Here is a 23,317-nt window from a genome sequence, read left to right as displayed (position 1 = left end):
TATGGAAACAATCATTACACAAATGAGCTATTAATGCTTAACCGTTTTTAATTTATAGTGAGTTCATCAAGTTAAATACTGACATTTAGGAATAATCATGATGAAAATTGTCGCTTTTGCCGCAAGTAACAGTAAACAGTCTATCAATAAACAATTAGCGCGTTACACGGCTAATTTAGTACCCAATGCACAAGTTAATGTGCTTGATTTAAATGATTACGAAATGCCTATTTATAGCAGTGATCGCGAAACTGAATCGGGCATTCCAGCTCAAGCTGTCGATTTTTTTAACACACTAGGTGAAGCTGACGCGATTGTTATTTCGTTTGCAGAGCACAACGGCACTTATACCGCGGCTTATAAAAACTTATTCGATTGGACTTCGCGTCACGAGCGCAACTTTTTTCAAAACAAGCCCGTGATAATGTTAGCGACATCACCGGGGCCGGGTGGTGCGGTTAATGTATTAAAAACGGCAACCACGTCATTACCCTATTTTGGAGGCGTGTTGAAAGGCGAGTTATCGGTGCCGAGCTATTATGATAATGTTGATGCACAAACACACGCGGTAACCAATGCCGATATTAATGCGCAATTACATGCTTTAGTCGAACAATTAAGCCGTTAAACGCATCACGTTTGAAGTGCATTAAAAGCTCGCTAATTTTTAAACTTAGCGAGTTTTTCTAATGCCGCATTATTACCATCCGCTAGCTGCTCGAAATGCTCTATTATAGTCAAAGCGATCGGGTTTTAGGGGCAGGTTTCTCGTTCCAGACGAAACCGAAGTACTTACATCCATGTAAGCAAAGCCGTCAAGCTTCGAGACGCCATGAGCATATGCTCTACTATGTGATTGGGGCGAGTAAGCGCTGACAATGAACCATAAAACTTGAGTGAGAAGACTATAGTTCTAACAGTTTAGGGTTTGATATATCTTGATGAAAATCGATATTACGTTGAATATTTTTTAATAGTTTGTCTAACGTAGCCGCTATAAATTCATCTCTATTACCGGCTTGTTCAACATTGTTTAACATTGTTTAACTTCTTAAACACATGGTTTTTAACTCGGCCTCTCTTTTAACGCATAAATAAGCTTTTTTGAGTTAAAAACCGTATTTTATTAACTCAACTTACCATTATTCAAATTCGTAATATTCAACAAAATTAAATGTTATTAACTTGTTACTTAATTTAACGTACTATTGCGCGCTCAATATATTTCTAAATTAAGGAACAATATGAATATTAAAGGTTTACTGTCGCTTGGTAACTTCTCAAAAGGCATTCCATTATTATTGGCGGTGATTGCCATCTTTAACTCTTATTACATTGTAATAGAAGGGCATGTGGGTATTGTTAAACGCTTTGGCGAAGCCAAACACCAAGAAAACCCCGGCTTACATTTTAAATTACCGTTTATCGAAACCGTTGAACTAATTGAAGTGAGAACCCGCAAAAATGCAGAAAAAATGGCATCAAGCACCAAAGAGCAAATGCCGGTAACTATTGAAGTGTCGGTTAACTGGACCGTGAATAAAGAAGCCGCGATGGACTTATTTAAGCGTTACGGCGGTTTAAATCAGTTTGAACAGCGCATTTTAGACCCGCGTTTTCGTTCAGCCACTAAAGACACTATTCCACAGTTTGAAGCAGAACAGCTTATTCAAGATCGTGCTTCAGCTATTCAAGGTATTGAGCGTCGTTTAACTGAAGAAATGGCTGGCTTTCCGGTTGTTGTTGATAACATTCAAATCGAAAATATTGTGTTACCTCAAAAATACATTAACTCGATTGAAATCAAACAAACCGAGAAAAACTTAGCCGCCGCAGAAGAGCACAAATTAGAACGCCAACGCTTAGAAGCGTTACGTGCGGTAAACACCGCTGATGCTAAAGCCAAAGGTATTTTGAAAATAGCCGAAGCCGAAGCGCAATCTATTTTATTACGCGGTAAAGCCGAAGCTGAAGCCATTGAAGCAAAAGGTAAATCACTTAAAGATAACCCATTAATTGTAAAATTAACCGAAGCGCAAGCATGGGATGGCAAATTACCAACCACTATGATGGGTGATGGCGTTATGCCGATTATGGATATGCGTGAAAGCAAAAAATAAAGCGCATTTAAATACCCTCAATTTTTGCGTATCAGTATAAAAATTAAAGCCCTGTGTTCTTTTGTTCGCAGGTTTTTTTTTGTGTTTGATGCTTGAAGGTATTTGATATTTGATATTTGATATTTGGCATTAGGTTAGTGCTAAATAAAATAACCTCAACTCGCATTAAAAGCCGCCTTTTCACATTTCCTTCACGCCAATTTGTCAGAGCCTTGCACTGCGTACTTCACAATAGCGCCAGTATTTAACCAACAAGGACAGCACAATGAGACTCACTACACTATCAATCGCCGTTGTTTTAGGTATGAGTAACGCGGCGGGCAATTATGCTTTAGCGCAAAATCAAATCAAAAAAGTGAATACAGATTCATCTAAAGCTGAATTAGAAACCGAAACTATTGAAGTGGTGGCCACCAAACCCCAAGGTATTTTGGTTTCGTCTAAGCAAATCGTCAACATGCCGGGGGGCTTTGGTGATCCACTCAAAGCCATTGATGCTTTACCTGGTGTGGTATTAGCCACACCATCAAGTGGTGGGCCGGTAGCCCAACCGGCGATCAGAGGCAGCTCGCCAATGGATAATCAATACTTTAGTGATTTTTTACCCATAGGTTATGTATTTCACCAAGACAGCTTAAGCACCTTCAACCCCGAGCTAATATCGGGCTTTGAGCTTAAAACGGCGGGTTGGTCAGGGCAATACAATGATGCAATTGGCGGTGTTATTGCCACTGAACTGCGTGATCCGTCTTTTGAAAAGGCGCAAGCCGTGCTTGATTTAAGCATGATACGCTCGGGCTTGTTGGTTGAATCGCCTATTACCGATGATCTGGCGTTTTATCTTTCGTATCGTGAATCACTTATTCACAATTTTGTTGACGACATGGTTGAAGACGAAGACTTTACGTTTTCACAACCGCCGCGTAATCACGATTTTCAAGCCAAAATGGTATGGGACGCCAACCCAAACAACGCTTTTAAATTGGTTGCGACAGGGGCCAAAGACAAAGTGCGCCAAGCGTTTAAACCGGGTGCTAGTTCGGTTGCCCGTAATCCTGATTTAGCGAGTGGAGAAGGTTATACAAGCAATTACAATAACGTGGGATTAATTTGGTTAAACTCGTCGGGCCTAGGCGAAACCACCGCCGCCATAAACTACCTAACCACCCAATTAAAGGTGAGTGAGGGCATTGCCGAGCAAAGTGAATCTACTGTAGATGAGCTAATGCTAAAAAGCGTAACGCAAACTAGCTTAAGCGATCATTCCTTAACGTGGGGAGCCGAAATAAAGCAGCAAAACATCAGCTTAAATAATACCAGCCGTTTGCAAGCCTGTAATCGCGAATTCGAAAACTGCTTGCCAAGTGGTTTTAGCCCGATTGTAAATGACAATACCGAGGTTGATGTTAACTTTGCATCCGTGTTTAGTGATTTAGCCATACAACAAACTGAGCGCTGGCAAACTACCTTAGGTGCGGCATTAAGTTATAACGATTATACCAGCGAAACTTTTTTAGAGCCGCGTTTGTCGGCCCAATATCAGGTTAATAGCCATAGCCGCATTGGTTTGTCATTGGGGCAATATCACCAATGGTTTCGTAACTTAAATTATTTAAGCACCACATTTGGCAACCCTGATTTAAAACAAAGCACGGCTAATATGATCGGTGCAAGTTTTGAGCAAACCTTAACTAATGCATGGCAATGGAAAATCGACGTTTATTACAAGCAACTCGATAAGCTTATTATGGCCAACCCTGCGAGCCAACAAACCGAACTAAACCCAAATGAAATAAGCCTTGAACCGCAATTTGTTAACCAAGGTGAGGGCACTGCTTGGGGCGCCGAGTTAATGATAAACAAATCGCTGCAAGACAACTGGTATGGTTGGTTTACATTGGCCTATGCAAACACCGAGCGCAAAAACAAAATGACAGGCGAAAAATTTGAATACGAATTCGATTTACCCATTATTGCCAACCTCGTGGCTAAATATCAAATTAACGATAAATGGCATATTGGCGTAAAATGGGCGTATCAAAGTGGCCGTCGTTACACCGAGGTTTTATCGGCTCAACCGGTTTATCCCACCGAAAATGGCGAGCCCGATACCACACAAGCCCCTTTATTTTATCAACCAATGTACGGTACATTTAACGACCAGCGCCGAGAAGCCGGTCATCGAATGGATATACGAGTTGATTACCATACACATATCGCCAACCATGCGGTTAACGTGTATTTAGATGTGTTAAATGTGTATGGCAACCAACGCATACAAGAAGATGAATGGAACGCCGATTACACCGAAAAAACACCGGATTATGAATTTCCAGATGAAATGTTTCCGGGTATTGGCGTATCTGTTCGTTTCTAAATAAGTCGTTTCTAAATAAGTCGTTTTTAAGTCAATTGTTTTTAAGCAAGTCGTTTAAGCATGTTTATTTAAGCCCTGCGTTTTAAATGGTACGTTTTTAAATACGCTTATAAAAAATAAAGGAGTAATGGGGTGGCAACAATATTAGTGGTTGAAGATCAACGCGACATTGCCGAAAGCATAGGCGACTTTTTAGCCTTGCACGGCTTTATGGTTGATTTTGCCGCCGACGGATTAACGGCATCAAACTTAGCCAGTCAACAAACTTATGATCTATACATATTCGATATTGGTTTACCGGGTATGGATGGCTTATCGCTGTGTCAGTTATTGCGCAAAAATCCGGTTAATACCACCCCCGTTTTATTTTTAACCGCGCGCGATCGGTTAGAAGACAAACTCGCAGGGTTTGATGCTGGTGGCGATGATTATCTCGTTAAGCCTTTTCAGCTCGCCGAGCTGCTTGCGCGCGTTAAAGCGTTAATTAAGCGTTGCAATAACCAACAGCAAGCAATCATTCAAATCGAAGACCTCATTATTAACACCCGCCAATGCGAAGTGACACGCCAAGGCCAAACCATTACGCTATCGCCGATGGGGTATCAGCTATTGCTGGTGTTAGCGCAAGCCTCGCCTAATGTGGTGAGCAGGCAACGGCTCGAATCTGAAATATGGCAAGACACCGCCCCCGACAGCGACGCCCTGCGCAGCCATTTATACAGCCTGCGCCAAAAAATAGATAAACCCTTTGCCGTGCCCTTACTGCATACCCTAGCCAAACGTGGATTCAAATTATGCAAATAACGCGCTATTTAAAAAGTTTACGGGTGCGCATTGTATTAGCGTTTACCACCTTAGCGTGTGTGAGTGCAATGGGCTACTCGGCGTTTGCGTGGTTTATTTACGATGTAACTGACGATCGGCTTTTTAACTGGTACGCACTCGAAATCACCAAACATGCGGTTAAAACCCAACAAATACCGGCTAACACCGTTAACTCGGTGAGTTTTGTGGGCAACGAGCAACATTTGCTCAAGTATTTGCAGCAGCATTATCAAATTGCGTTGGCGGATGAACTATCAACCGCCAAACAAACACTCGCGCAGCTATCTAACTTATCGCACATTACCGAATACCCCGAGGGCTATAAAGTGATAGATATCGAAGGCAGCTCGCAAGAACCGGCTTTACAAGTGGTCGCCGTGCCTTGGCAAAACCAAACGTTATATTCGATTTATGATGTGAGTGGATTTGCGCAAGCGAGCGACCCGAGCTCGCTCAATGCCGATAAATTTGTGCTGATCATCTTGATCCCCTTAGCCATACTGGTAACCCTGTTGGCTATTTTGCTGAGCCTATTTTTAACCCGCAGCGTATTAAAACCATTAACGCAATTAGCCGCTCAAGTCGAAAACGTGCAACCCGAACATTTACCACGTCAGTTTACTGGTTCGTTTTTTCCGGACGAGGTAGGCACTTTAGCGCAAACACTCAGCACGCTATTAACACGGATAGATGATTATGTTGAGAGTGAAAAACGCTTTACCCGCGAAGTGAGTCACGAGCTGCGCACCCCCACCACCAGCTTAACCATGGCGCTTGATTTATTGCAAAACACCGAGCTAGACGCCAATCAACGTAAATTGATTGGCCGCATGCAACGCGCCAATACCGAAATGACCCAGCTCATTAATACTTTTTTGCAATTAGCTAAAAACACCGCAACCGGGCACACGCACGAAGCTATTAACGAAGCCATTAACGTAGCTGCGCAAACCGATTTAGTTATCGATAAGCTCAGTTACTTATTCAGCTACAAACCCATAAAAATCATGAATAACGTGCCCGCTCACATCACTTGCCACACCAACCAAGCCCTATTCGAGATTGTATTAAGCAACTTGTTGCGCAATGCGTTTCAATATACTCATCAAGGCCATGTGTGTATTGAATGCAATAACAAGGCGTTAACCATTAGCGACACCGGTTTTGGTATTCCACAAAATGAACTGTCTAACATTAACCAAGCGTTTTATAGCTTACAGCCCGACGGCGTGGGTTTAGGCATGTCGATAGTGCAACGCATCACGTGGCAACTCGGTTGGCAATTAACGGTTGCAAGCCAAAGCGGAGAGGGCACCCAAGTTACACTTGTGTTTAACTAACCACGATAGTTAAACACAAAGACAATGCTGAATATTTATCTCAAGTGTCTGTTCTACGAACCATTGTGGATGTAATTATTATTTTAGTTTTTAAACTATAGTGCGATAATGATTTTAAGTAGTAATTATTAAAGAAACCAGAATGGAATCGTCCTTTAAAAAAAATGTTAATGAATGTCAGCAAAATTCAACTAAAGTAGATGTGGAGTTAGAGAAAGCATCCTCCGAAGAAGAAATATCTTCTACACCGGAGTTAACTCAATTAGAGCTTATTGCTCAATGGCGTCTTAATCTTCAGCAACTATTAAAAGATCTTGGCTTCTCTATTTCTGAAAATAACTGTGCTGATGAAATAAACGGCTTTACACCTGATATCAATGAGAAGTTAGAGTATTTAACTAAAACTGATAATTTGCTTCTGGAGCATGATGACTTTGCACTATCTGAGGCCGGTTTTGAGAAATACCAGTCGGCTAACTTAACTCTTGTGAGTTACTTGACTCAACTGCACCAAGAAAAAAAATCTAAAGACGAAGAGGATAAAAACGTGAAATTTTATTTCTTTTCTAGAAACAAACATATTAAGCAGCAAGAAAAAACTATTCCTTGGGTATTTACCTTCTGCCATTTCCTACTGCTTATTTTTGCAACGTTAGTGCTCGTTATTGGTGGTGTTGTAGTTGCAGTGTTAAGCCAAATGAACGGCATCGTACTGTTATTATTGGCTGCAATCTTATGGACTACTTTTGGCATAGTAAAAACAAAAATTAGAAGTTATAAAGTAAGTGCAACAACTCCTATTCGATTTACAACGAGTCTCTTCAGTATTTGTTCATTAACAACCTTACTTTATGCAGTGACACTTATTGCGATTCCTGCTTTTATAGCTTGGGAATTTAAGCCAATTTGGCGTGACGATGTGTTAATTATTGGCTTGTGTATTTTCACTTTTATTATGTTCGGTCACTCTGCAGAAGCTCCACCAGAAGCTCCACCAGAAGCTCCACCAGAAGAAACAGCTAATTTATCAAACGTTGAGGCCATAAAGTAATGTTTCGTTTCATAATTGTTTTAATACTGTGCTTTTATAGTTTATCTGCCACTGCAGTAGGTATTGATATTGACAAAGCATGTGAAGAGCGAGATGAGCAGGAAAATGCATTGCTCAGTAAAATGTCAACGTCAATAACCGAAGCCTTTCTTGCTGGGCAGTGTATTGGTTATCAAAATACTTATTATAAAAGCACTTATAAGGCACAGGCTTTCAAAGAGTTATCTAGAGCTTGCTCTGAATTTGTTGAGCAAAAAGAAGCACTTCTCCCGCTTAATATGAGTACTACGTTAAAGGAAGCTATGCTTGCAGGAATGTGTACCGGTGCCATATATAAGGTGGCGTATAATTGTGGTGTAGGTGAGCAGTATATTCAATACCTAGTTATTGCCAGGGGTATGAATAATATGAATGAGACTGAAGCTTTAGCTTATATATCAGCAGCATTGAATTGCCATTAAGGGACTATAATGGCTAAAAAAGGTAATAGTATTGCTGCAATTGCATCAAGAGCGTTAGGAATTGAACAAAGATTTTTACCGGAACGTTTACGTAATAGACTAAATTATTATGTTAAAGATGAAAGCTTAAAAGAACAGCTTTTAGACGAAGCTGATTTATATTCTGAAGCTGATAAGTACACATCTCGTCCTATTCGAGCCGGCAATAAAAACTTTATCCGAAATTTAATCATTCTTGATACTTTGTTTGAGGATAAAAAACTCGTAACAAACTGGTTAAATGGGGCGGAGATCCCTCAAGATAAGCTAGAAAAACACTTTGCTGAATGGCGTGCTAAAAAAATGCTTTATCAGGCATTAGAGTCTCGGTTGCCTGAATTAGGTGAATTTTTATCTAAAGGCAATATTGACTGGGTAAAAGATGAAATACCTTACCCTTTTAGTGCTGGAGAGTTTACCTCTGTTGAATTAATTGCCAACGTTATTACTGCAGATAATACCCCTTCACCTTACGATAGCGCGATTAAGGCGGTTATAAATAATCAATTTGGTGAGCTAGGTCAGATCTTAGATCAGGCTTCTGCTGAATTTGTTAATGGTGACGGACAGTGGTTAAACCTTCTTTATCAAGCTAAACGCAAAGAATACGAAGAATTCAACGAGCTCTTAAATAAATATTAATTTTTTTCATTAAACCCTTTTTTGTGAAATTCACAGTTTGATACTTGCTCCTGAAGTCATCGCATAGTGCGGTGATGAACAGGAGCTCAATATGTATCATTTAATTTTGCTTTGTTTACTTAATGCTAAGCACTTAAGTCCCGCAGATAAAGCAATAAAATATCAATTAATGTCCCAATTTCTCTCGGCTAATAAAATGGTTACGGGAAAGCATGATGCTTAAGTCTATAGAAAAGTTGCTTATTAGCTTAGACGCGCCTTCTGATAAAAATGGCTACAGTGCCTGCTCAAGTAAAATCCTCCCTAACTCAGTGCTAACAAAAAGCTCAGAAGTGCTTGGTCAATTACAGTCAGGCAGGCACCCCCAATCTTTCGGAGCAAAAAAAATCCGGTGTTTACCAAACCTTTATCGTATGCGTCTTAGCCATAGCTATCGAATGTTAATAGGGGTTAAAGGTGAATGTTGGACCGCCTTAGGTATCTATATTCGCCAGCATTTTACGACATTATTAAATCGACGAAGGCGTTAGTCATGTGACTTCGTGATTTTCAATTTAACAATATTAAGGAAAACAAAATGAGTAAAAATATTAAACCTAAAGACAATGCAGCTAATCAACAAAACGCTAATAAAGGGACTTCAGGTACTAATCGTCAATACGATCAGGCTCAAGGTAACCGTAGCAAGCAAATTCAGCAGCAAAAAAAGTAACAACCATAACCATTAACTAATAGAAAAAGTGCTCATAAGAATTGTGAGCACTTAATTTTTTAAAGCTATAGATAACTTGAAGCATAATAAAAAGGCAATCGAAATGAGTTTACAAGCAAGGATTAAAAACATTGTAGAGCATATATCAACAGGTATGCATGAACGAGAAGATATTATATCAATATCATTGTTAGGGGCGCTATCAAATCAAAACACTTTTCTATTTGGCTCTCCAGGTACGGCCAAAAGCTTAATATCTCGTCGTATTGCTTGTGCTTTTAAAGAACCAGCATACTTTGAATATTTAATGAACCGTTTTAGTACACCCGAAGAGTTGTTTGGACCCGTTTCTATTAAAGCGCTTAAAGAAGATAAATATACGAGAAAAACTAGTAACTACTTACCCAAAGCTGAGTTTGCTTTTTTAGATGAAATATGGAAATCGAGTCCAGCTATTTTAAATTCCTTATTAACAATGATTAATGAGAAAACGTTTAAGAATGGTGACGTGATTGAAAATACACCATTGAAAGCATTAATTGTGGCATCTAATGAAACCCCTGAAGGCAATCAGGGCTTAGATGCATTATATGATCGTTTTATCATCCGTTTAATGGTTGCGCCAATTGCACGTAAAGATAATTTCGAGAATTTAATAAACGGTAAACCCACTCAAGCCAATATAAAGCTGCCGAGTAAAATTGCGGTGTCTCAAAATGAGTGGAATAGCTGGCGTAAGAAGATAGATACTGTTTGCCTATCTAAAGAAACATTACTGATTATCCACGCTATTCGTAAATCGCTATCAGAGCAGTTTGAAGAGTTAGGTGTGTATGTTTCTGACAGACGTTGGCAAAAGGCAGCGCAATTACTTAAAGCGTCAGCTTTTTTTAATGACAGAAAAGAAACTAACCATAGTGATGCGTTGCTTTTAAGCCATTGTATTTGGACAACTGCAGATAATCATGAGCCTGTTATTAAAATTGTCCATGATGCTATTAAAGCCGTTGGTTTTACTTCAGATATTAGTCTAGAGGAATTAGATAAAGAAAAAGAATCATTAGATAAAGAAATTCACAAGGAGCTTTTTTTTAGAAATGATGTTTATAAAACAGAAAAAATAGGCAATAAAAAATATTTTAAAGCTATTTTAGAGTTTAAGCACAAACACCATAGAACAATAAATACTGAAAAAGAAATTGTATTTTTACCTTATTCCAACTTAAAGACTACAGATACGTTTTTCCCACTTGATAATAATTTAAATGAGCTTTCTCATTTTGACTGTACATTTAATGGGCAAGGATCCTGCAAAATTGAAAACCTTAAGACGTATAATTATGCTTATGAAGATACAGTAACCTTCACGCCTACTATCTTATTTCATAAAGGTGATAAAAAAGACGATATTAATACTCGGCTTATAGACTCTTTAAACGGCTCGGTAATTGAAATAAGAAAAAAATTAATGGTCTTATTAAAAAATTGCCAAGATAAAAATAACGAATATAAAGCTCAGTTAGCTTCGCCATTTATTAATGAAGAGTTATTAAAAATCCCCTTGGTTGCTATTGAAAACCAGCTAAAAAATATTGAACTTAGCATTAAAGACTGCCAACGTTTAGAGGTTCTTTGTAGTGTGTAATATAAAGCAACAAGCTCAAACAATGATGATACAAATTAAAAATAAGTATCATCATTTTCTTCTAGCGAGTCCTGAAACTAGAGTTAAAGTAGAGGCGCGCCTCTCAAATTGGCAAAGCGATACCAAACGAAGCTTCGATGTTGATTACCCTTACTTTGAGGATGAGGCTATATTTACCACCTCGCTGAATAGCTTAAGTAATATAGAAGTTATTAGAAATGAAATTAATGATTATAAGGCGTTATGTCTCAATTCTGGAAATCAATTTAATAAATTCTGGGAGCAAGAGATTATTAAAATCACTTCTATGAAGAAAACCGTTCCTAATGACAAAGTAGAACGAGACTTACAAAGTACGCATAGTTTACTTCGAAATGAAAGGAGGAAGTTACTAGACAAATTAAGATCTCAATGGGAACTTGAACAGTTAAGAAGGTTGAGAGAAGAGTTTTTAAAAAGTTTATTTGAAAGCCTTGATGCACTTTTAGAGTTATTCCATACGTTAGAGTCTTTAGGGTTAGAACAGGGTGTTTTTTTTGACTTATCTAAAGGAAGTTTGTCCATTGACGATATCGCTCCTATCAAGCGCTGGTTGGAATGTTTAAAAAATGACCAAGGCGTTCAAGACTTATTAGAAATGATGGGGCGAATTAACCAAGTTAAACAAAGTGAGAAAATTGAAATAATACAGAAATCAGTTTCTGAAAGAGTCCCTGTACCTGATATCAACTCTAAAGAAGAGATCATTGGTTTACGGCTAGGCAAGGATATTGAACATGCTTTACCTAGTGAGTTAGCACTAATGGCGGATCCGGATACATCTTTACTATTTGACCTTAAATATATTGAATCAGGACTCATGTGTTTTGATATGAAAGGTACGCAATTTATTGAGAGCAAATACGAAATAGAAGTTGAACAATCAGTAACTGAAAAAGAGACTAAAGGTCCCATGATCATTTGTGTTGATACAAGTGGTTCAATGTATGGTGCACCAGAAACTATTGCAAAAGCAGTTACAATGCTCATGGTAGTGAAAGCAAAACAAGAAAATAGAAACTGTTATCTAATTAACTTTTCAACAAGCATTGAAACACTAGATCTATCAGGTGATTTTGCATTAAAGAACTTAACTAGTTTTTTACAAAAATCATTTCATGGCGGCACTGATGTTGCTCCAGCTATTAGCGAAGGGATTTCAGCTATGGAAACAGATAAGTATAAAAATGCAGATATGTTGATTATTTCCGATTTTGTTATGTCTGGGCTACCGACTAGTCTGTTGGATAAAATTGAAAAACTGAGAGAAGGGGGCAATAAGTTTAACTCCTTAGTTATCGACTCTTGCTTTATGAATCATAGATTAAAAAGTCTATTTGATCATGAGTGGATATACGATCCAGATCATAGCCGAGTAGTTGAGTTATTAAACTTTGAAAATAGAGTAACTAAATTAACGTGTGAGTAATTTGAAAAAATATCGATGACTACACTATTGTATCTCTGTCGTTGGCTCTTGCAGAGAAATAAGTAATAAAGTATCTAACGAAAAATGATATTGCATCACCTTGGCCAACGCGCAAATTAAATCTAAAAGTGGGATGTAAATCCAATTATACCGAGTAAAATGGGAATATAGTCCCATGTTTGGCTTGTTGGAGTTGCTTGGATATTTAAGTTGGACTATATTCCTATTAATGTTTATATAATGGGATTATAGTCCCTTGGGTTGGTAATATGGCTAAGCGCGATTTGCACAATGTACTGTTTCCAAAGCAGCGCAAAATCCTGACTCATTTTGGTGAAGATTTGCTGTTGGCGATGAAACGACGTGGTTTTACTAAAAAGCTGCTGTGTGAACGTACTGGCTTTGATCATAAAACCGTGAACAAAGTTTTCGCAGGTGATCCTGGCGTTGCCATAGGCACTTACTTAAAAGTGATGGCCGTTCTTGGCATGGAGAATAATTTTGCAGAAATGGCTGCCCATGATGAAGTGGGTATCAAGCTGCAAAATATAAAATTGCTAGAAGGTTCAAGATGAGCCGTGAAATCGTTGAAGTCTATGCCGACTGGCAGCCAATTGAAGGAATCGTGTGGGACAGGCAGCATTAAGCCTATAATTTTATTTAACTTTAAGTTAACCACGCTGGCGACTGAATTAATGCAACAAGCTCAAGCCCAACAAACTAAAGCCTAGCAAGGACTTGCTGAAGAGCAAAGGCTTTAACCTTCAATTTACCCGTTTTTTTCCCGCTCATGTGATCTGTCTTTAATGATTTTTGCTGATGTTAAGTGCGTAGTAGCAGATTGATCCTTTTTATTTTATTCTGTGTGCAAAGTTGATAGGTAATTTAAGATGGCATTTAACCGCAAATTTAAGATAAAAGAGAAATAAAAATAGATGAAAATTGGCCGTAATGATTTATGCCCTTGTAGCAGTGGCAAAAAATATAAACGTTGTTGTATGAATTCTATTGCGAGGCAACATGCCGCGGTATTTGATGATATAGCTCAAGTGGTTGCGAGCTCTCCAGGTTTGAATATGGATGCGTTAGATCAGGTTGTTCAACATAAAGTGACAAAGCAAAATATGCAGGGGCTTGATGATTTTTGTGGTTTAACACCCGATCAAATATCTAATTGGTTGTATGCGCCGTTTGATGAGTTAGCCGATGTGGTTATTCGTTGTCCTGATGATTTGTCGGCTAGCCCGGTGATGCGTTATTTAGCGCTTATTTTAGATGAAGCAATGCAGCAAGATGGCGCGTTTAAATTGACCGCTAAAGGTAATTTACCGGCCAAACTCGTGGCTAAGGCGAGCGCTTTATTGCCTGAGTTTGCCGTGGCTGAGTTTAATGCCGATATCAGTATTAGTGAGTTTGCGGGTAGTAATGAAGATAAATTTAATGCGTTGCATTATGCCCGTATATTGGCTGAGCTAGCCGGTATTATTTATCATAAAGCAGGACGTTTTCATGTTAAAAAGTCGGCCCAAGCACAGTATAAAAAAGACGGACTAAATGCTTTTTATGTGCCTATGTTAAAAGCGGCGACGGGTCAATATAACTGGGGATACTTTGATGGTTTTGCCGATGATGTTAATTTGCGACTTTTTTGGGTGTTTATGCTTTGGCGCTTGCAAAAGCATGGTTCGGTTGATCAGTTAGTCGCTGAGGTTTGTGTGGCTTTTCCGGCGTTGGTAGAAGAAGTATCGGCAAGCGAACTTTCATCTAAGCAAGATAATTTAGGCTTTTTGATTGAATCTCGTTTTGTGATGCGTTTTTTAGAGTTTTGGGGATTTGTCACGGTAAATCCAAAACGTTTTGAAAATAATGAGCCTTTACCTATAAACGCGAATATTCAGCCTTTATTGTCGCAAACGTTTAAGTTTGCGTTTTAGGTTTTCTCTTTAGATACGCGCTTTATTTAGATATGTACTTGAGCTAGTACTTTAGATATGGGCTGAGTTGTTCTGGCTTTAAGTACTCATTAAGCGTGTAGCTGATCATCTGTTTATTTGGTTAAATTCACTGGTATTGGTTATTTAATATTTATCTATCTTGGCATGCGAAATGATTTACCCAACGTGGTGGATCATTATTGAGGCACGTCTCTATTTTAAATTTACTTATGGATCCGTGACTAAAGCGCTTTTACCATCTTAGCGGCAAATATTGAGTGAAGTACAAGGGCATCACGATATTGGTGTGTTCTAACGTTGATGAGCCTTGTGTACCTGTTAACTTAAACGTTTTACTGGGTGCGCACTTTCAATGTAGCAAGTGATCACGTATGTCATGGTTTATCTATAGTTACATATCAAAATATACTAGTGATATGCAATAGGTAATCATTCTTGTGTTCGCGGGATTAGGGTGATATGTTTTTGTATATAATTGTTCTTTAGTGATGTATCAAGGCGTATCGAAATGAGCTATGTAACAAAGCCGATATTAGAAGCCCTTCGAGAAGCTCGGGCACGTAAGGGGTTTAGCCAGAGAGAATTAAGTGCTCGTTCGGGTGTACCGCAAAGCCATATTTCGAAAATCGAGTCTGGCGGCGTTGATTTAAGAATGTCCAGTTTGATTGCACTTGCCCGTGTGCTCGACCTAGAGTTATTTGTCGCACCAAAAAAATCTGTACCTGCCATTAAGTCGATCATTCGAAGTAGCCAAGGCTCAAGCAACAACGGTATCAACGATGAAGCTGAGCTAATGTCGCCTGCATATCAGTTAGAGGAAGACGACGATGACTAATCATGTCTCTACGTTAAACGTTTTGCTCTACGGCGAACCCATCGCAACGATCACTAACGTGGGCAATGACAGAACACTATTTGCTTTTATGGATTCGTACATTAATGACGAATCGCGGCCTGTGTTAGGGCTTGGCTTTAAAGATGCGCTAGGCGGCTTGCTGACTCATTTTAAACCTACTCAAACCAAGTTAACTCCGTTTTTCTCCAACCTTTTACCAGAAGAAACGATGCGCTATTACCTGGCAGAGCGTGCCGGTGTTAACCCCGCGCGCGAGTTTTTTCTATTGTGGGTGTTAGGGCAAGATTTAGCTGGCGCGATCACGGTTGAACCTGCTGATGGTGAAGCACTGCCGCCTAATGCGAATCAAGACATTGACGATGAAACGAAAATTGAAGCCCCAATGCGTTTTTCATTGGCGGGTGTGCAGTTGAAGTTTTCAGCTGTGCAACAGGCTAACGGTGGTTTTACCATCCCTGCAACCGGTCAAGGCGGTTCTTGGATTGTGAAATTGCCGTCATCTCGATTTGACGCTGTGCCAGAAAATGAATATTCGATGATGGAACTGGCTCGAATGTTGGGAATGGATGTGCCAGAAACGCGGCTACTCCCTATTAATCAGATTGCTAATATCCCAAATGGCATTGGCAAATTTGGTGACTCTTTTAAAAATGCTCAGGCCTTTGTGATCAATCGTTTTGACCGTGTTGATGGTCAAGCGATACATATTGAGGATTTTGCGCAAGTTTTTGGGGTCTATCCTCAAGATAAATACAAAAAAGCCAGTATGCGGAATATTGCTCAGGTTATCGGCATCGAAGGTCAAGACGAGGACATAGCAGAATTTACGCGCAGGTTGGTGTTCAATACCTTAATTGGTAATGCTGATATGCATTTGAAGAATTGGTCTGTGATTTATAAAGACCAGCGCACCGCATCGATTGCGCCCGCTTATGACTTTGTCTCAACCATTCCTTATATCTTTGATGATAGTGCGTCGTTAAAGGTGAGCCGTAGTAAAAAATTCAGTGATTTCACGCTGGATGAGTTATCACATTTAGCGGCTAAAGCTATGTTGCCAGAAAAATTGGTGTTAGATACTGCCAAGCAAACCGTAGCTGGTTTCCATGAAATCTGGGCGAAAGAAAAAGCACATTTACCGCTTACCAAGTCGATGATTGAAGCAATCGAGACACACTTACGTAGCATACCGCTGCGCTAAAATCAGAACCGACGTGTACAAAAATGCAGAGGGGTCGGTCATATTGCCCCTGTTGCCCCAACTACCCACCATTTTGCTCACCATTTAAACGGCAACGGGTAACGCATATCTGCAAGCCGATTTGGACGGAGGCAATAAAAAAGCCCTGTATTTACAAGGCTCTTTACCAGGAAACACAGGGCGTTTAATACATTCTTGGACGGGTAACTTTCTACCCAGGAACTTATTCGATATTTTGTATTTGCTCGCGCATTTGCTCTATCAGCACTTTTACTTCAACGGCTGCGTTGGTGATGGTGGTATTGATTGATTTTGAGGCTAGGGTGTTTGCTTCGCGGTTAAATTCTTGCATCATAAAATCTAAACGTCGGCCACATGCGCCGCCTTTTTTTAGTATTTTTTTTGTTTCTTTGATATGTGACTCTAAGCGGTCGAGCTCTTCGGCTACATCTATTTTTTGTGCGAGGTAGATGAGTTCTTGTTCTAAGCGGTTTTGATCTATGTCGCTTTGTAATTCAGCTAAACGGGTGGTTAATCGTTCACGTTGCCAAACCATAACGGCTGGCATTTCTGTTTTTACGATTTCAACTTGCTCGGCGATGGTGTCGAGGCGCTGCTCTATCATTTGATATAAATTTTTACCTTCGGCTGCACGTGATTTGATGAAGTCTTTGATGAGCTGATCAAATTGAGTGTTGAGCTCTGCGCGCAGTGTGTCTAGATCTTGGGTTTGAGCTGATACTACACCAGGCCAGCGCAATACATCTATTGGGTTGAGCTGGCTATTGCTGGTTTGCTCGGTTACCCAGTTGGCGCTGTCGATTATTTGTTTGGCGAGTTCTTGGTTTAAACTGAGCTCGCCGGTTTTTCCGCCGTCGTCAGTTAGCTTTAAGCTGCATTCTACTTTGCCGCGTTGTAGGTTTTTTCGTAATTTTTCTCGCAGTACGGGTTCTAAACTTCGCTGTTGCTCGGGTAACCTAAAATAGGTTTCTAAGTAGCGTTGATTAACTGAACGAAGTTCCCATGTGGCTGATCCCCAATCGTTTTTAGTTTCGATGCGGGCGAAAGCGGTCATACTGTGAATTGACATAATTACCTAAAATGCAGTTTAAAAAAATGATTATAGCCTTGCTTATGTGGGATTGGTATTGGTTAATCAACTAATGACCTCTATAATATGCGGCATTTATATTATTCCGTTGCTTAATCAAGGAGATTAACATGCGTCCAAGTGGTCGTACGCCCGGTCAAATTCGTCCTATTACTATTACTCGTAATTTTACAGCTCATGCTGAAGGTTCTATTTTAGTTGAGTTTGGTGATACCAAAGTCATTTGTACCGCTACGGTGGAAACCGGTGTGCCTCGTTTTATGAAAGGTAAAGGCGAAGGTTGGATCACGGCTGAATACGGTATGTTGCCTCGTTCTACGCATACGCGTAATCAACGTGAAGCCGCGCGCGGCAAGCAAACTGGCCGTACAATGGAAATTCAGCGTTTGATTGCGCGCTCGTTAAGAGCGGCGGTTGACCTTAAAGCCTTAGGTGAAAACACCATTACGATTGATTGTGATGTTTTACAGGCGGATGGTGGCACTCGAACGGCTTCTATTACCGGTGCTTGTGTGGCGTTGGTTGATGCGTTGACTTATATGCGTAGCAAAAATTTAATTAAAACGAATCCGCTTAAGCATTTGATTGCCGCTATTTCAGTTGGGGTTTATAAAGGCGAGGCGATTGCTGATTTAGAGTATGTTGAAGATTCGGATGCTGAAACGGATATGAATGTGGTAATGACTGAAACCGGTAAGCTTATTGAAGTTCAGGGTACGGCTGAAGGCGAACCGTTTAGTTTTGAAGAAATGGACGAGATGCTTTCGTTAGCTAAGCATGCTATTCGCGAGATCACGGCTGAACAAAAAGCAGCGCTTGCTTAAGCGTTTTGATTTGTGTTTGTTGTTCATTTTGTTGTTTATTAAAAATTTAAAAAAGTATTTATTTTATGCAAGATTATCAAAAAGAGTTTATTGAATTTGCTTTATCTCGTAACGTGTTACGGTTTGGTGAGTTTACGTTAAAATCGGGTCGTGTTAGCCCTTATTTTTTTAATGCGGGTTTGTTTAATACGGGGCGTGATTTGGCGCGTTTAGGCCAATATTATGCAGCGGCGTTGGCGGCTGCTGGTGTTGATTATGATTTATTATTTGGCCCCGCTTATAAAGGTATTCCGATTGCGACAACAACGGCTGTTGCGTTGTCTGAGCATTATAATAAAGATGTGCCTTACTGCTTTAACCGTAAAGAGAAAAAAGCACACGGTGAAGGAGGAAGCTTAGTGGGTTCTGAATTGGTCGGTAATGTGATGTTGGTTGATGATGTGATCACGGCTGGCACGGCTATTCGTGAATCAATGGAAATTATTAAAGCGGCTGATGCTAATTTATCGGGTGTTTTAATTGCGCTTGATCGTCAAGAGAAAGGCAAGGGTGAGTTGTCGGCTATTCAAGAAGTTGAGCGCGATTTTGACACGCAGGTTATTTCTATTGTCTCGATGAGCGATATTATTATTTATTTAGCGGATAAGCCTGAATTGGCCGACCATATCGAATCAATGAAAGCGTATCGTGCGCAATATGGTATTTAAATAGCCCTGTTTATCTATTGAGTTCGATAGTTTGTTAATTAAAAGCCCGCAGATGATGATTTATGCGGGCTTTTTTGTATTTAAAATCAGCTCAGCCTATGATCGTATTTATTTTTGGCTGCGTAAGTATTGAGAGACAATACGATCGAGGTTGTTAGCAAAATTTTGGCGGTCAGTTTGATTTAATGGCGGTGGCCCTTGTGTTTCGACGCCACTGGCGCGCATGTTGTCCATGAAATCGCGTATGTTTAAACGTTGTTTGATGTTTTCTTTGGTAAATAATTCGCCACGCGGGTTTAAGGCTTGGCCGCCTGCGGTGATGATTTCGTCGGCGAGTGGTATATCGCCGGTGATCACTAAATCATTGGGGTTGATACGCTTAACGATTTCGTTATCGGCCACATCAAAGCCTTGTTGTACATGCACAAAGCTTATATAAGGTGAATTGGGCACGCGCATGCTATGATTGGCAACTAAGGTTAGGTGTATTTTTGTGCGTTGCGCTAAACGAAATAAAATTTCTTTGATGGCAACAGGGCAGGCATCTGCATCGACCCAAATTTTCATCTTTTTGATTCCCTATTTAAATTTTGACTAGCATAACATATTGGCTATTGATGCCTATTTTGTTTAATGCACTTTGCTAGGGCGTGTTTATCTTTTGTGTATGCTTTTGCAGCCGTATCTGCACGATTTATACAAGGCAGAGCGATTGCGGTGTAGTTATTCTACATAAAAGAGCGATAACGTAGTAGAAATAGTGCAAATGCGCTGCCCTTTGGGTTCAATCCAAAACGTTTTGCTCTTTGTTATTGGCTTTTGACGTAGAACCACTATGCCATCAAGCCAATGCCGCGATCAAAACGCTTTGGAATTGAACAAAATCTATACGACAAAGATAAACACGCCCTAGCCATGATTGATGTTAGCTTTAGAGATAATAATGAATAAACCTAAAATTGCCGTTTTTGTAGATGTGCAAAATATTTATTACACCACTCGCCAGGCGTATGGCCGACAGTTTAATTATCGGTTGTTATGGCAAACGATTGCAGCCGAAGGCGATGTTGAGTTTGCTTTCGCATATGCTATTGATCGAGGAGATGAGAAGCAACTGAAGTTTCAAGATGCGTTGAAGCATATTGGCTTCGAGGTTAAATTAAAGCCGTATATTCAGCGTTCTGATGGTTCGTCTAAAGGTGATTGGGATGTCGGGATCGCGATTGATGTGATGTCGCTCGCGAGTAAAGTCGATAAAGTTATTTTGTTGTCGGGTGATGGCGATTTTGATTTATTGCTGCAACGTATCTTTCAGTTATATCAAGTTGAAACTCATGTTTATGGTGTGTTGTCGCTTACGGCTAATTCATTAGTCCAATCTGCACAGCGTTATACCGAAATAGATGAGCATTTTTTGTTGTAAGTCAATATGCTGTACGTAAGCCACTTGTTATCAATTTGTTTTCGGTTAAAGTGCTTTATTCGGTTTATTGATATTTATCAGGTTGATAAAGTGTAAAAGATCACGATTTAAGGATTAATTTAATTATGTCAGCAAAGTATCCCATTATTGCTGTGACGGGTTCATCAGGAGCCGGTACATCGACTACAACCAAGGCCTTGCGTCATATTTTTCGTAATTTAGACATTAAAGCGGCTTGTATCGAGGGTGATAGTTATCATCGGTTTACGCGCCCTGAAATGGAAGTTCAAATACGTAAAGCATCTGAGCAGGGCAAGCACATCAGTTATTTTGGCCAAGAGGCCAATGATTTTGCTTTATTAGCTGAGACGTTTAAAAGTTATCATGAAACGGGTCAAGGCCAATTCCGTCGATACTTACACACTTTTGATCAAGCCGTACCGTATAACCAAATGCCGGGTACGTTTACGCCTTGGCAGCCTTTACCCGCTGAAACTGATTTATTGTATTATGAAGGTTTGCATGGCGGTGTGGTTAACGGTGAAACGAATGCCGCTCATTTTGTGGATTTGCTGATTGGCTTGGTGCCTATTGTCAATTTAGAGTGGATCCAAAAAATTATTCGCGATACGTCTGATCGGGGCCATTCTCGTGAAGCCGTCATGTCGTCTATTATTCGCAGTATGGATGATTATTTTTCGTTTATTACCCCGCAATTTAGTCGTACACATATTAATTTTCAACGTGTACCAACGGTTGATACGTCGAACCCTTTTTCGGCTAAAGATATTCCAACGTTAGACGAAAGCTTTGTGGTTATTCGGTTTAGAGATATGAAAAATGTCGATTTTCCGTATCTGTTACAGATGATTGATGGTTCTTTTATGTCGCGTGTTAATACACTGGTTGTTCCTGGTGGTAAAATGGGCTTTGCCATGGAGCTTATTTTAACGCCTTTGATTCAGCGTTTGATGACCAAAAAGCGCAAAGCTTGGAATGATGTGTATAGTGAGTAAATTTTAATCATCTATATTCGCTAGTGTAAAACGGCATTAAAATTGACTTTTTTTGCCGTTTTTTTATACCTATTTTGACTCGTTTTTATTTTATTTAGAAAATATTTTTTTTCTGTCTGTAAACATATTGACAAAAAAATCAACTAGAACTAAAACGCTCTTAGAGTTAAAGCGTTTTAATTTTTTTGTTTTTGTCGTTATTGTGTTTGTACGGAGAAGAATATGGCAGCACCCACAAAACAAGACTTAGTCTATCGTTTATTTTCTGATGTAAAAAACTATCCACGTGGATTTCGCCGTTCTGGTGATTTTTCGATTAAAGAGGCGGATGCGCTTGAACAGTTAGGTAATTTAATTATTGCCCTAGAAAAAGGTGTGTATGAGGCGGCTGATGATGAAGACCATCATATTGTTGCCGTATTGCGCGGCGAGGTTCCTGCTGATACCTATGCTACTAAAGCATGGAAAAAATACATAGACCGAATTAACCGTCCTAAAATGGGCAGTATTTACGGCACTAAAATTAACACTGACGATGTTGATGACTCAAGTGACGATGATATGGATGATCTGGATTTAGGTGATGATAGTGACGACGATTTAAGTTAATAACCGCTTTAATCAGTGAATTGAGCAGTTCGCGTTTATATTCACGTTTAGATTCATATTTAAATTAATGTTTAAGTCGGCTTTTTTAGGTTAATAGCGCTAAATATGCGTTGAATGAACTACACTTGATCTAGCGTGTAAGTTCAATTGAGATGCATTATGAAACGTTATGCAAGTCAACTGCATGAATATCATGCCGTTGACCCTGATGAATTAAGTTATCACTTGGCGAGTTTGTTTTTTCAAGCCGAAAAGCGTGCTACTCGTCCACGTGGTTTAATTGTACCTCACGATCCCGTGTCGTTAAGTGGCTATGTTGCGGCAAAGGCTTATTTGTCTTTGCGCAAATATTCGAGCATGATAAATCGGGTTATTATTTTAGCTGCGCATCCTTCCCCCCACATTGACCAACTTGTTACCTCTTCGGCTTCCTTTTTCTGCTCCCCTATTGGTGACATTAAGATCGAACAAGGTTGTTTTGATGCGTTGCAAGCGAAAACGATTTCATTTGATGATGACTTGTTTAAGCAAGCGTTAGCATTAGATGTGCAATTGCCTTTTTTGCAATTATGTTTGTCTAATTTTACCTTATTGCCGGTTTTGGTTGGCGAATATGCTGATACGGAGTTGAATCACTTATTGGATAGTTGCTGGGATGATAAAACGTTACTTATTGTTTGTAGCAATTTAAGTCAAGGCGTTGAATACCCAGATGCGTGTGCTTTTGATAAAGCGACACTTGATGCGCTTATTGCGCGCCATTCATTGGCTGTTAATCAATCGGCTAGTGCGGCGGCCTTGCTAAATATGCTATCTAGTTATTGGCATCAAAAAAATATGTTGGTAAAACTCATCAATTATCAACACAGCTATGAAGTGAACCCAAAACATCAACCCTTTACAGGGTATGGTAGTTGTTTGATTTATTAACACGT

General features: G+C 39.6%; 25 protein-coding genes. 22 read left to right on the top strand and 3 right to left on the bottom strand.

Features of this window, described 5'->3' with window-relative positions; translation table 11 throughout:
- Nucleotides 1–100 precede the first annotated feature (100 nt).
- Nucleotides 101–628, top strand: coding sequence for an NADPH-dependent FMN reductase (locus tag DPX34_RS03005; protein WP_111976928.1), 528 nt, complete (start codon nt 101–103; stop codon nt 626–628).
- Nucleotides 629–905: 277 nt separating this feature from the next.
- On the opposite strand, the gene DPX34_RS22240 is transcribed toward DPX34_RS03005, so the two are convergent.
- Nucleotides 906–1,040: a hypothetical protein gene (locus DPX34_RS22240; protein WP_269815504.1), complete on the bottom strand. Its 135-nt coding sequence runs from the start codon at nt 1,038–1,040 to the stop codon at nt 906–908.
- 204 nt (nt 1,041–1,244) lie between these two features.
- On the opposite strand from DPX34_RS22240, the gene DPX34_RS03000 reads away from it, so the two are divergent.
- The 15 genes from DPX34_RS03000 to DPX34_RS02935 all read left to right on the top strand — a co-directional run bounded on the left by DPX34_RS03000 (nt 1,245) and on the right by DPX34_RS02935 (nt 16,692).
- Nucleotides 1,245–2,120 (top strand): prohibitin family protein, encoded by an 876-nt coding sequence (locus DPX34_RS03000; protein ID WP_111976927.1) that lies wholly within the window; start codon nt 1,245–1,247, stop codon nt 2,118–2,120.
- 265 nt (nt 2,121–2,385) lie between these two features.
- The gene (locus DPX34_RS02995) at nt 2,386–4,497 is read left to right on the top strand and encodes a TonB-dependent receptor plug domain-containing protein (protein ID WP_111976926.1); all 2,112 of its coding nucleotides are present in this window, start codon (nt 2,386–2,388) and stop codon (nt 4,495–4,497) included.
- A gap of 132 nt (nt 4,498–4,629) precedes the next feature.
- Nucleotides 4,630–5,301: a response regulator transcription factor gene (locus tag DPX34_RS02990; protein WP_232824629.1), complete on the top strand. Its 672-nt coding sequence runs from the start codon at nt 4,630–4,632 to the stop codon at nt 5,299–5,301.
- The gene (locus DPX34_RS02985) at nt 5,292–6,662 is read left to right on the top strand and encodes a sensor histidine kinase (protein ID WP_111976925.1); all 1,371 of its coding nucleotides are present in this window, start codon (nt 5,292–5,294) and stop codon (nt 6,660–6,662) included. The genes DPX34_RS02990 and DPX34_RS02985 overlap by 10 nt, the downstream gene beginning before the upstream one ends.
- Nucleotides 6,663–6,804: 142 nt before the next feature.
- The gene (locus DPX34_RS02980; protein WP_111976924.1) at nt 6,805–7,713 is read left to right on the top strand and encodes a hypothetical protein; all 909 of its coding nucleotides are present in this window, start codon (nt 6,805–6,807) and stop codon (nt 7,711–7,713) included.
- A complete protein-coding gene (locus DPX34_RS02975; RefSeq protein ID WP_111976923.1) occupies nt 7,713–8,174 on the top strand; it encodes a hypothetical protein in 462 nt (153 codons plus the stop codon). The genes DPX34_RS02980 and DPX34_RS02975 overlap by 1 nt, the downstream gene beginning before the upstream one ends.
- Nucleotides 8,175–8,183: 9 nt before the next feature.
- Nucleotides 8,184–8,855 (top strand): hypothetical protein, encoded by a 672-nt coding sequence (locus tag DPX34_RS02970; RefSeq protein ID WP_111976922.1) that lies wholly within the window; start codon nt 8,184–8,186, stop codon nt 8,853–8,855.
- A 212-nt stretch (nt 8,856–9,067) separates the two neighbouring features.
- Complete coding sequence (locus tag DPX34_RS22405) at nt 9,068–9,385, top strand: ParE family toxin-like protein (RefSeq protein ID WP_111976921.1); 318 nt, start codon at nt 9,068–9,070, stop codon at nt 9,383–9,385.
- A gap of 47 nt (nt 9,386–9,432) precedes the next feature.
- The gene (locus DPX34_RS22235; protein ID WP_269815503.1) at nt 9,433–9,567 is read left to right on the top strand and encodes a hypothetical protein; all 135 of its coding nucleotides are present in this window, start codon (nt 9,433–9,435) and stop codon (nt 9,565–9,567) included.
- 103 nt (nt 9,568–9,670) lie between these two features.
- Nucleotides 9,671–11,212: an AAA family ATPase gene (locus DPX34_RS02960; protein WP_111976920.1), complete on the top strand. Its 1,542-nt coding sequence runs from the start codon at nt 9,671–9,673 to the stop codon at nt 11,210–11,212.
- Between the two features lie 22 nt (nt 11,213–11,234).
- On the top strand, nt 11,235–12,680 hold the full coding sequence (locus DPX34_RS21960) for a VWA domain-containing protein (protein WP_157964602.1): 1,446 nt from the start codon (nt 11,235–11,237) through the stop codon (nt 12,678–12,680).
- A gap of 269 nt (nt 12,681–12,949) precedes the next feature.
- Nucleotides 12,950–13,255, top strand: a complete 306-nt coding sequence (locus tag DPX34_RS02950; RefSeq protein WP_111976918.1) for a helix-turn-helix domain-containing protein — start codon at nt 12,950–12,952, stop codon at nt 13,253–13,255.
- A gap of 360 nt (nt 13,256–13,615) precedes the next feature.
- Complete coding sequence (locus DPX34_RS02945) at nt 13,616–14,614, top strand: YecA family protein (RefSeq protein ID WP_111976917.1); 999 nt, start codon at nt 13,616–13,618, stop codon at nt 14,612–14,614.
- Nucleotides 14,615–15,143: 529 nt separating this feature from the next.
- A complete protein-coding gene (locus tag DPX34_RS02940; protein WP_111976916.1) occupies nt 15,144–15,470 on the top strand; it encodes a helix-turn-helix domain-containing protein in 327 nt (108 codons plus the stop codon).
- Nucleotides 15,463–16,692, top strand: coding sequence for a type II toxin-antitoxin system HipA family toxin (locus DPX34_RS02935; RefSeq protein ID WP_111976915.1), 1,230 nt, complete (start codon nt 15,463–15,465; stop codon nt 16,690–16,692). Before DPX34_RS02940 ends, DPX34_RS02935 begins: the two co-directional genes overlap by 8 nt.
- Before the next feature lie 223 nt (nt 16,693–16,915).
- Here DPX34_RS02935 and DPX34_RS02930 read toward each other — a convergent pair whose 3' ends face one another.
- A complete protein-coding gene (locus tag DPX34_RS02930) occupies nt 16,916–17,782 on the bottom strand; it encodes a YicC/YloC family endoribonuclease (protein ID WP_111976914.1) in 867 nt (288 codons plus the stop codon).
- Nucleotides 17,783–17,913: 131 nt separating this feature from the next.
- On the opposite strand from DPX34_RS02930, the gene rph reads away from it, so the two are divergent.
- Both rph and pyrE read left to right on the top strand, forming a co-directional pair.
- Nucleotides 17,914–18,627 carry a ribonuclease PH gene (gene rph / locus DPX34_RS02925; RefSeq protein ID WP_111976913.1) on the top strand — a complete coding sequence of 238 codons (714 nt, stop codon included), beginning with the start codon at nt 17,914–17,916 and terminating at the stop codon, nt 18,625–18,627.
- A gap of 65 nt (nt 18,628–18,692) precedes the next feature.
- Entirely contained in the window at nt 18,693–19,334 is a 642-nt protein-coding gene (gene pyrE, locus DPX34_RS02920; protein ID WP_111976912.1) for an orotate phosphoribosyltransferase, read from the top strand.
- Nucleotides 19,335–19,442: 108 nt separating this feature from the next.
- Here pyrE and DPX34_RS02915 read toward each other — a convergent pair whose 3' ends face one another.
- Nucleotides 19,443–19,901: a YaiI/YqxD family protein gene (locus DPX34_RS02915; protein WP_111976911.1), complete on the bottom strand. Its 459-nt coding sequence runs from the start codon at nt 19,899–19,901 to the stop codon at nt 19,443–19,445.
- Nucleotides 19,902–20,277: 376 nt separating this feature from the next.
- On the opposite strand from DPX34_RS02915, the gene DPX34_RS02910 reads away from it, so the two are divergent.
- The 4 genes from DPX34_RS02910 (at nt 20,278) to amrB (ending at nt 23,312) form a co-directional block, all read left to right on the top strand.
- Entirely contained in the window at nt 20,278–20,757 is a 480-nt protein-coding gene (locus tag DPX34_RS02910; RefSeq protein ID WP_111976910.1) for a LabA-like NYN domain-containing protein, read from the top strand.
- 125 nt (nt 20,758–20,882) lie between these two features.
- Entirely contained in the window at nt 20,883–21,773 is an 891-nt protein-coding gene (locus DPX34_RS02905; RefSeq protein ID WP_111976909.1) for a phosphoribulokinase, read from the top strand.
- Between the two features lie 222 nt (nt 21,774–21,995).
- Complete coding sequence (locus tag DPX34_RS02900; RefSeq protein ID WP_111976908.1) at nt 21,996–22,382, top strand: MaoP family protein; 387 nt, start codon at nt 21,996–21,998, stop codon at nt 22,380–22,382.
- Between the two features lie 159 nt (nt 22,383–22,541).
- Complete coding sequence (gene amrB, locus DPX34_RS02895) at nt 22,542–23,312, top strand: AmmeMemoRadiSam system protein B (RefSeq protein ID WP_111976907.1); 771 nt, start codon at nt 22,542–22,544, stop codon at nt 23,310–23,312.
- The last annotated feature ends 5 nt before the right edge of the window (nt 23,313–23,317 follow it).

Origin of the sequence: Algibacillus agarilyticus, from assembly GCF_003286125.1 — a bacterium.
In the GTDB taxonomy this organism is placed as follows: domain Bacteria; phylum Pseudomonadota; class Gammaproteobacteria; order Enterobacterales; family Alteromonadaceae; genus Algibacillus; species Algibacillus agarilyticus.
Note: the sequence above shows the minus strand (reverse complement) of the source record. Positions and strands in the feature narration are given on the sequence as shown.

What these genes read in the sequence shown, in the direction of transcription:
- DPX34_RS02970 (WP_111976922.1), top strand. Translation starts at nt 8,184, where the DNA reads ATGGCTAAAAAAGGTAATAGTATTGCTGCAATTGCATCAAGAGCGTTA.
- DPX34_RS02975 (WP_111976923.1), top strand. Translation starts at nt 7,713, where the DNA reads ATGTTTCGTTTCATAATTGTTTTAATACTGTGCTTTTATAGTTTATCT.
- rph (WP_111976913.1), top strand. Translation starts at nt 17,914, where the DNA reads ATGCGTCCAAGTGGTCGTACGCCCGGTCAAATTCGTCCTATTACTATT.
- DPX34_RS02935 (WP_111976915.1), top strand. Translation starts at nt 15,463, where the DNA reads ATGACTAATCATGTCTCTACGTTAAACGTTTTGCTCTACGGCGAACCC.
- DPX34_RS02915 (WP_111976911.1), bottom strand. Translation starts at nt 19,901, where the DNA reads ATGAAAATTTGGGTCGATGCAGATGCCTGCCCTGTTGCCATCAAAGAA.
- DPX34_RS02985 (WP_111976925.1), top strand. Translation starts at nt 5,292, where the DNA reads ATGCAAATAACGCGCTATTTAAAAAGTTTACGGGTGCGCATTGTATTA.
- DPX34_RS02995 (WP_111976926.1), top strand. Translation starts at nt 2,386, where the DNA reads ATGAGACTCACTACACTATCAATCGCCGTTGTTTTAGGTATGAGTAAC.
- DPX34_RS02950 (WP_111976918.1), top strand. Translation starts at nt 12,950, where the DNA reads ATGGCTAAGCGCGATTTGCACAATGTACTGTTTCCAAAGCAGCGCAAA.
- DPX34_RS02945 (WP_111976917.1), top strand. Translation starts at nt 13,616, where the DNA reads ATGAAAATTGGCCGTAATGATTTATGCCCTTGTAGCAGTGGCAAAAAA.
- DPX34_RS21960 (WP_157964602.1), top strand. Translation starts at nt 11,235, where the DNA reads ATGATGATACAAATTAAAAATAAGTATCATCATTTTCTTCTAGCGAGT.
- DPX34_RS02910 (WP_111976910.1), top strand. Translation starts at nt 20,278, where the DNA reads ATGAATAAACCTAAAATTGCCGTTTTTGTAGATGTGCAAAATATTTAT.
- DPX34_RS02930 (WP_111976914.1), bottom strand. Translation starts at nt 17,782, where the DNA reads ATGTCAATTCACAGTATGACCGCTTTCGCCCGCATCGAAACTAAAAAC.
- DPX34_RS03000 (WP_111976927.1), top strand. Translation starts at nt 1,245, where the DNA reads ATGAATATTAAAGGTTTACTGTCGCTTGGTAACTTCTCAAAAGGCATT.
- DPX34_RS03005 (WP_111976928.1), top strand. Translation starts at nt 101, where the DNA reads ATGAAAATTGTCGCTTTTGCCGCAAGTAACAGTAAACAGTCTATCAAT.
- amrB (WP_111976907.1), top strand. Translation starts at nt 22,542, where the DNA reads ATGAAACGTTATGCAAGTCAACTGCATGAATATCATGCCGTTGACCCT.
- DPX34_RS02940 (WP_111976916.1), top strand. Translation starts at nt 15,144, where the DNA reads ATGAGCTATGTAACAAAGCCGATATTAGAAGCCCTTCGAGAAGCTCGG.
- DPX34_RS22405 (WP_111976921.1), top strand. Translation starts at nt 9,068, where the DNA reads ATGATGCTTAAGTCTATAGAAAAGTTGCTTATTAGCTTAGACGCGCCT.
- pyrE (WP_111976912.1), top strand. Translation starts at nt 18,693, where the DNA reads ATGCAAGATTATCAAAAAGAGTTTATTGAATTTGCTTTATCTCGTAAC.
- DPX34_RS02980 (WP_111976924.1), top strand. Translation starts at nt 6,805, where the DNA reads ATGGAATCGTCCTTTAAAAAAAATGTTAATGAATGTCAGCAAAATTCA.
- DPX34_RS02960 (WP_111976920.1), top strand. Translation starts at nt 9,671, where the DNA reads ATGAGTTTACAAGCAAGGATTAAAAACATTGTAGAGCATATATCAACA.
- DPX34_RS22235 (WP_269815503.1), top strand. Translation starts at nt 9,433, where the DNA reads ATGAGTAAAAATATTAAACCTAAAGACAATGCAGCTAATCAACAAAAC.
- DPX34_RS02900 (WP_111976908.1), top strand. Translation starts at nt 21,996, where the DNA reads ATGGCAGCACCCACAAAACAAGACTTAGTCTATCGTTTATTTTCTGAT.
- DPX34_RS02905 (WP_111976909.1), top strand. Translation starts at nt 20,883, where the DNA reads ATGTCAGCAAAGTATCCCATTATTGCTGTGACGGGTTCATCAGGAGCC.
- DPX34_RS22240 (WP_269815504.1), bottom strand. Translation starts at nt 1,040, where the DNA reads ATGTTAAACAATGTTGAACAAGCCGGTAATAGAGATGAATTTATAGCG.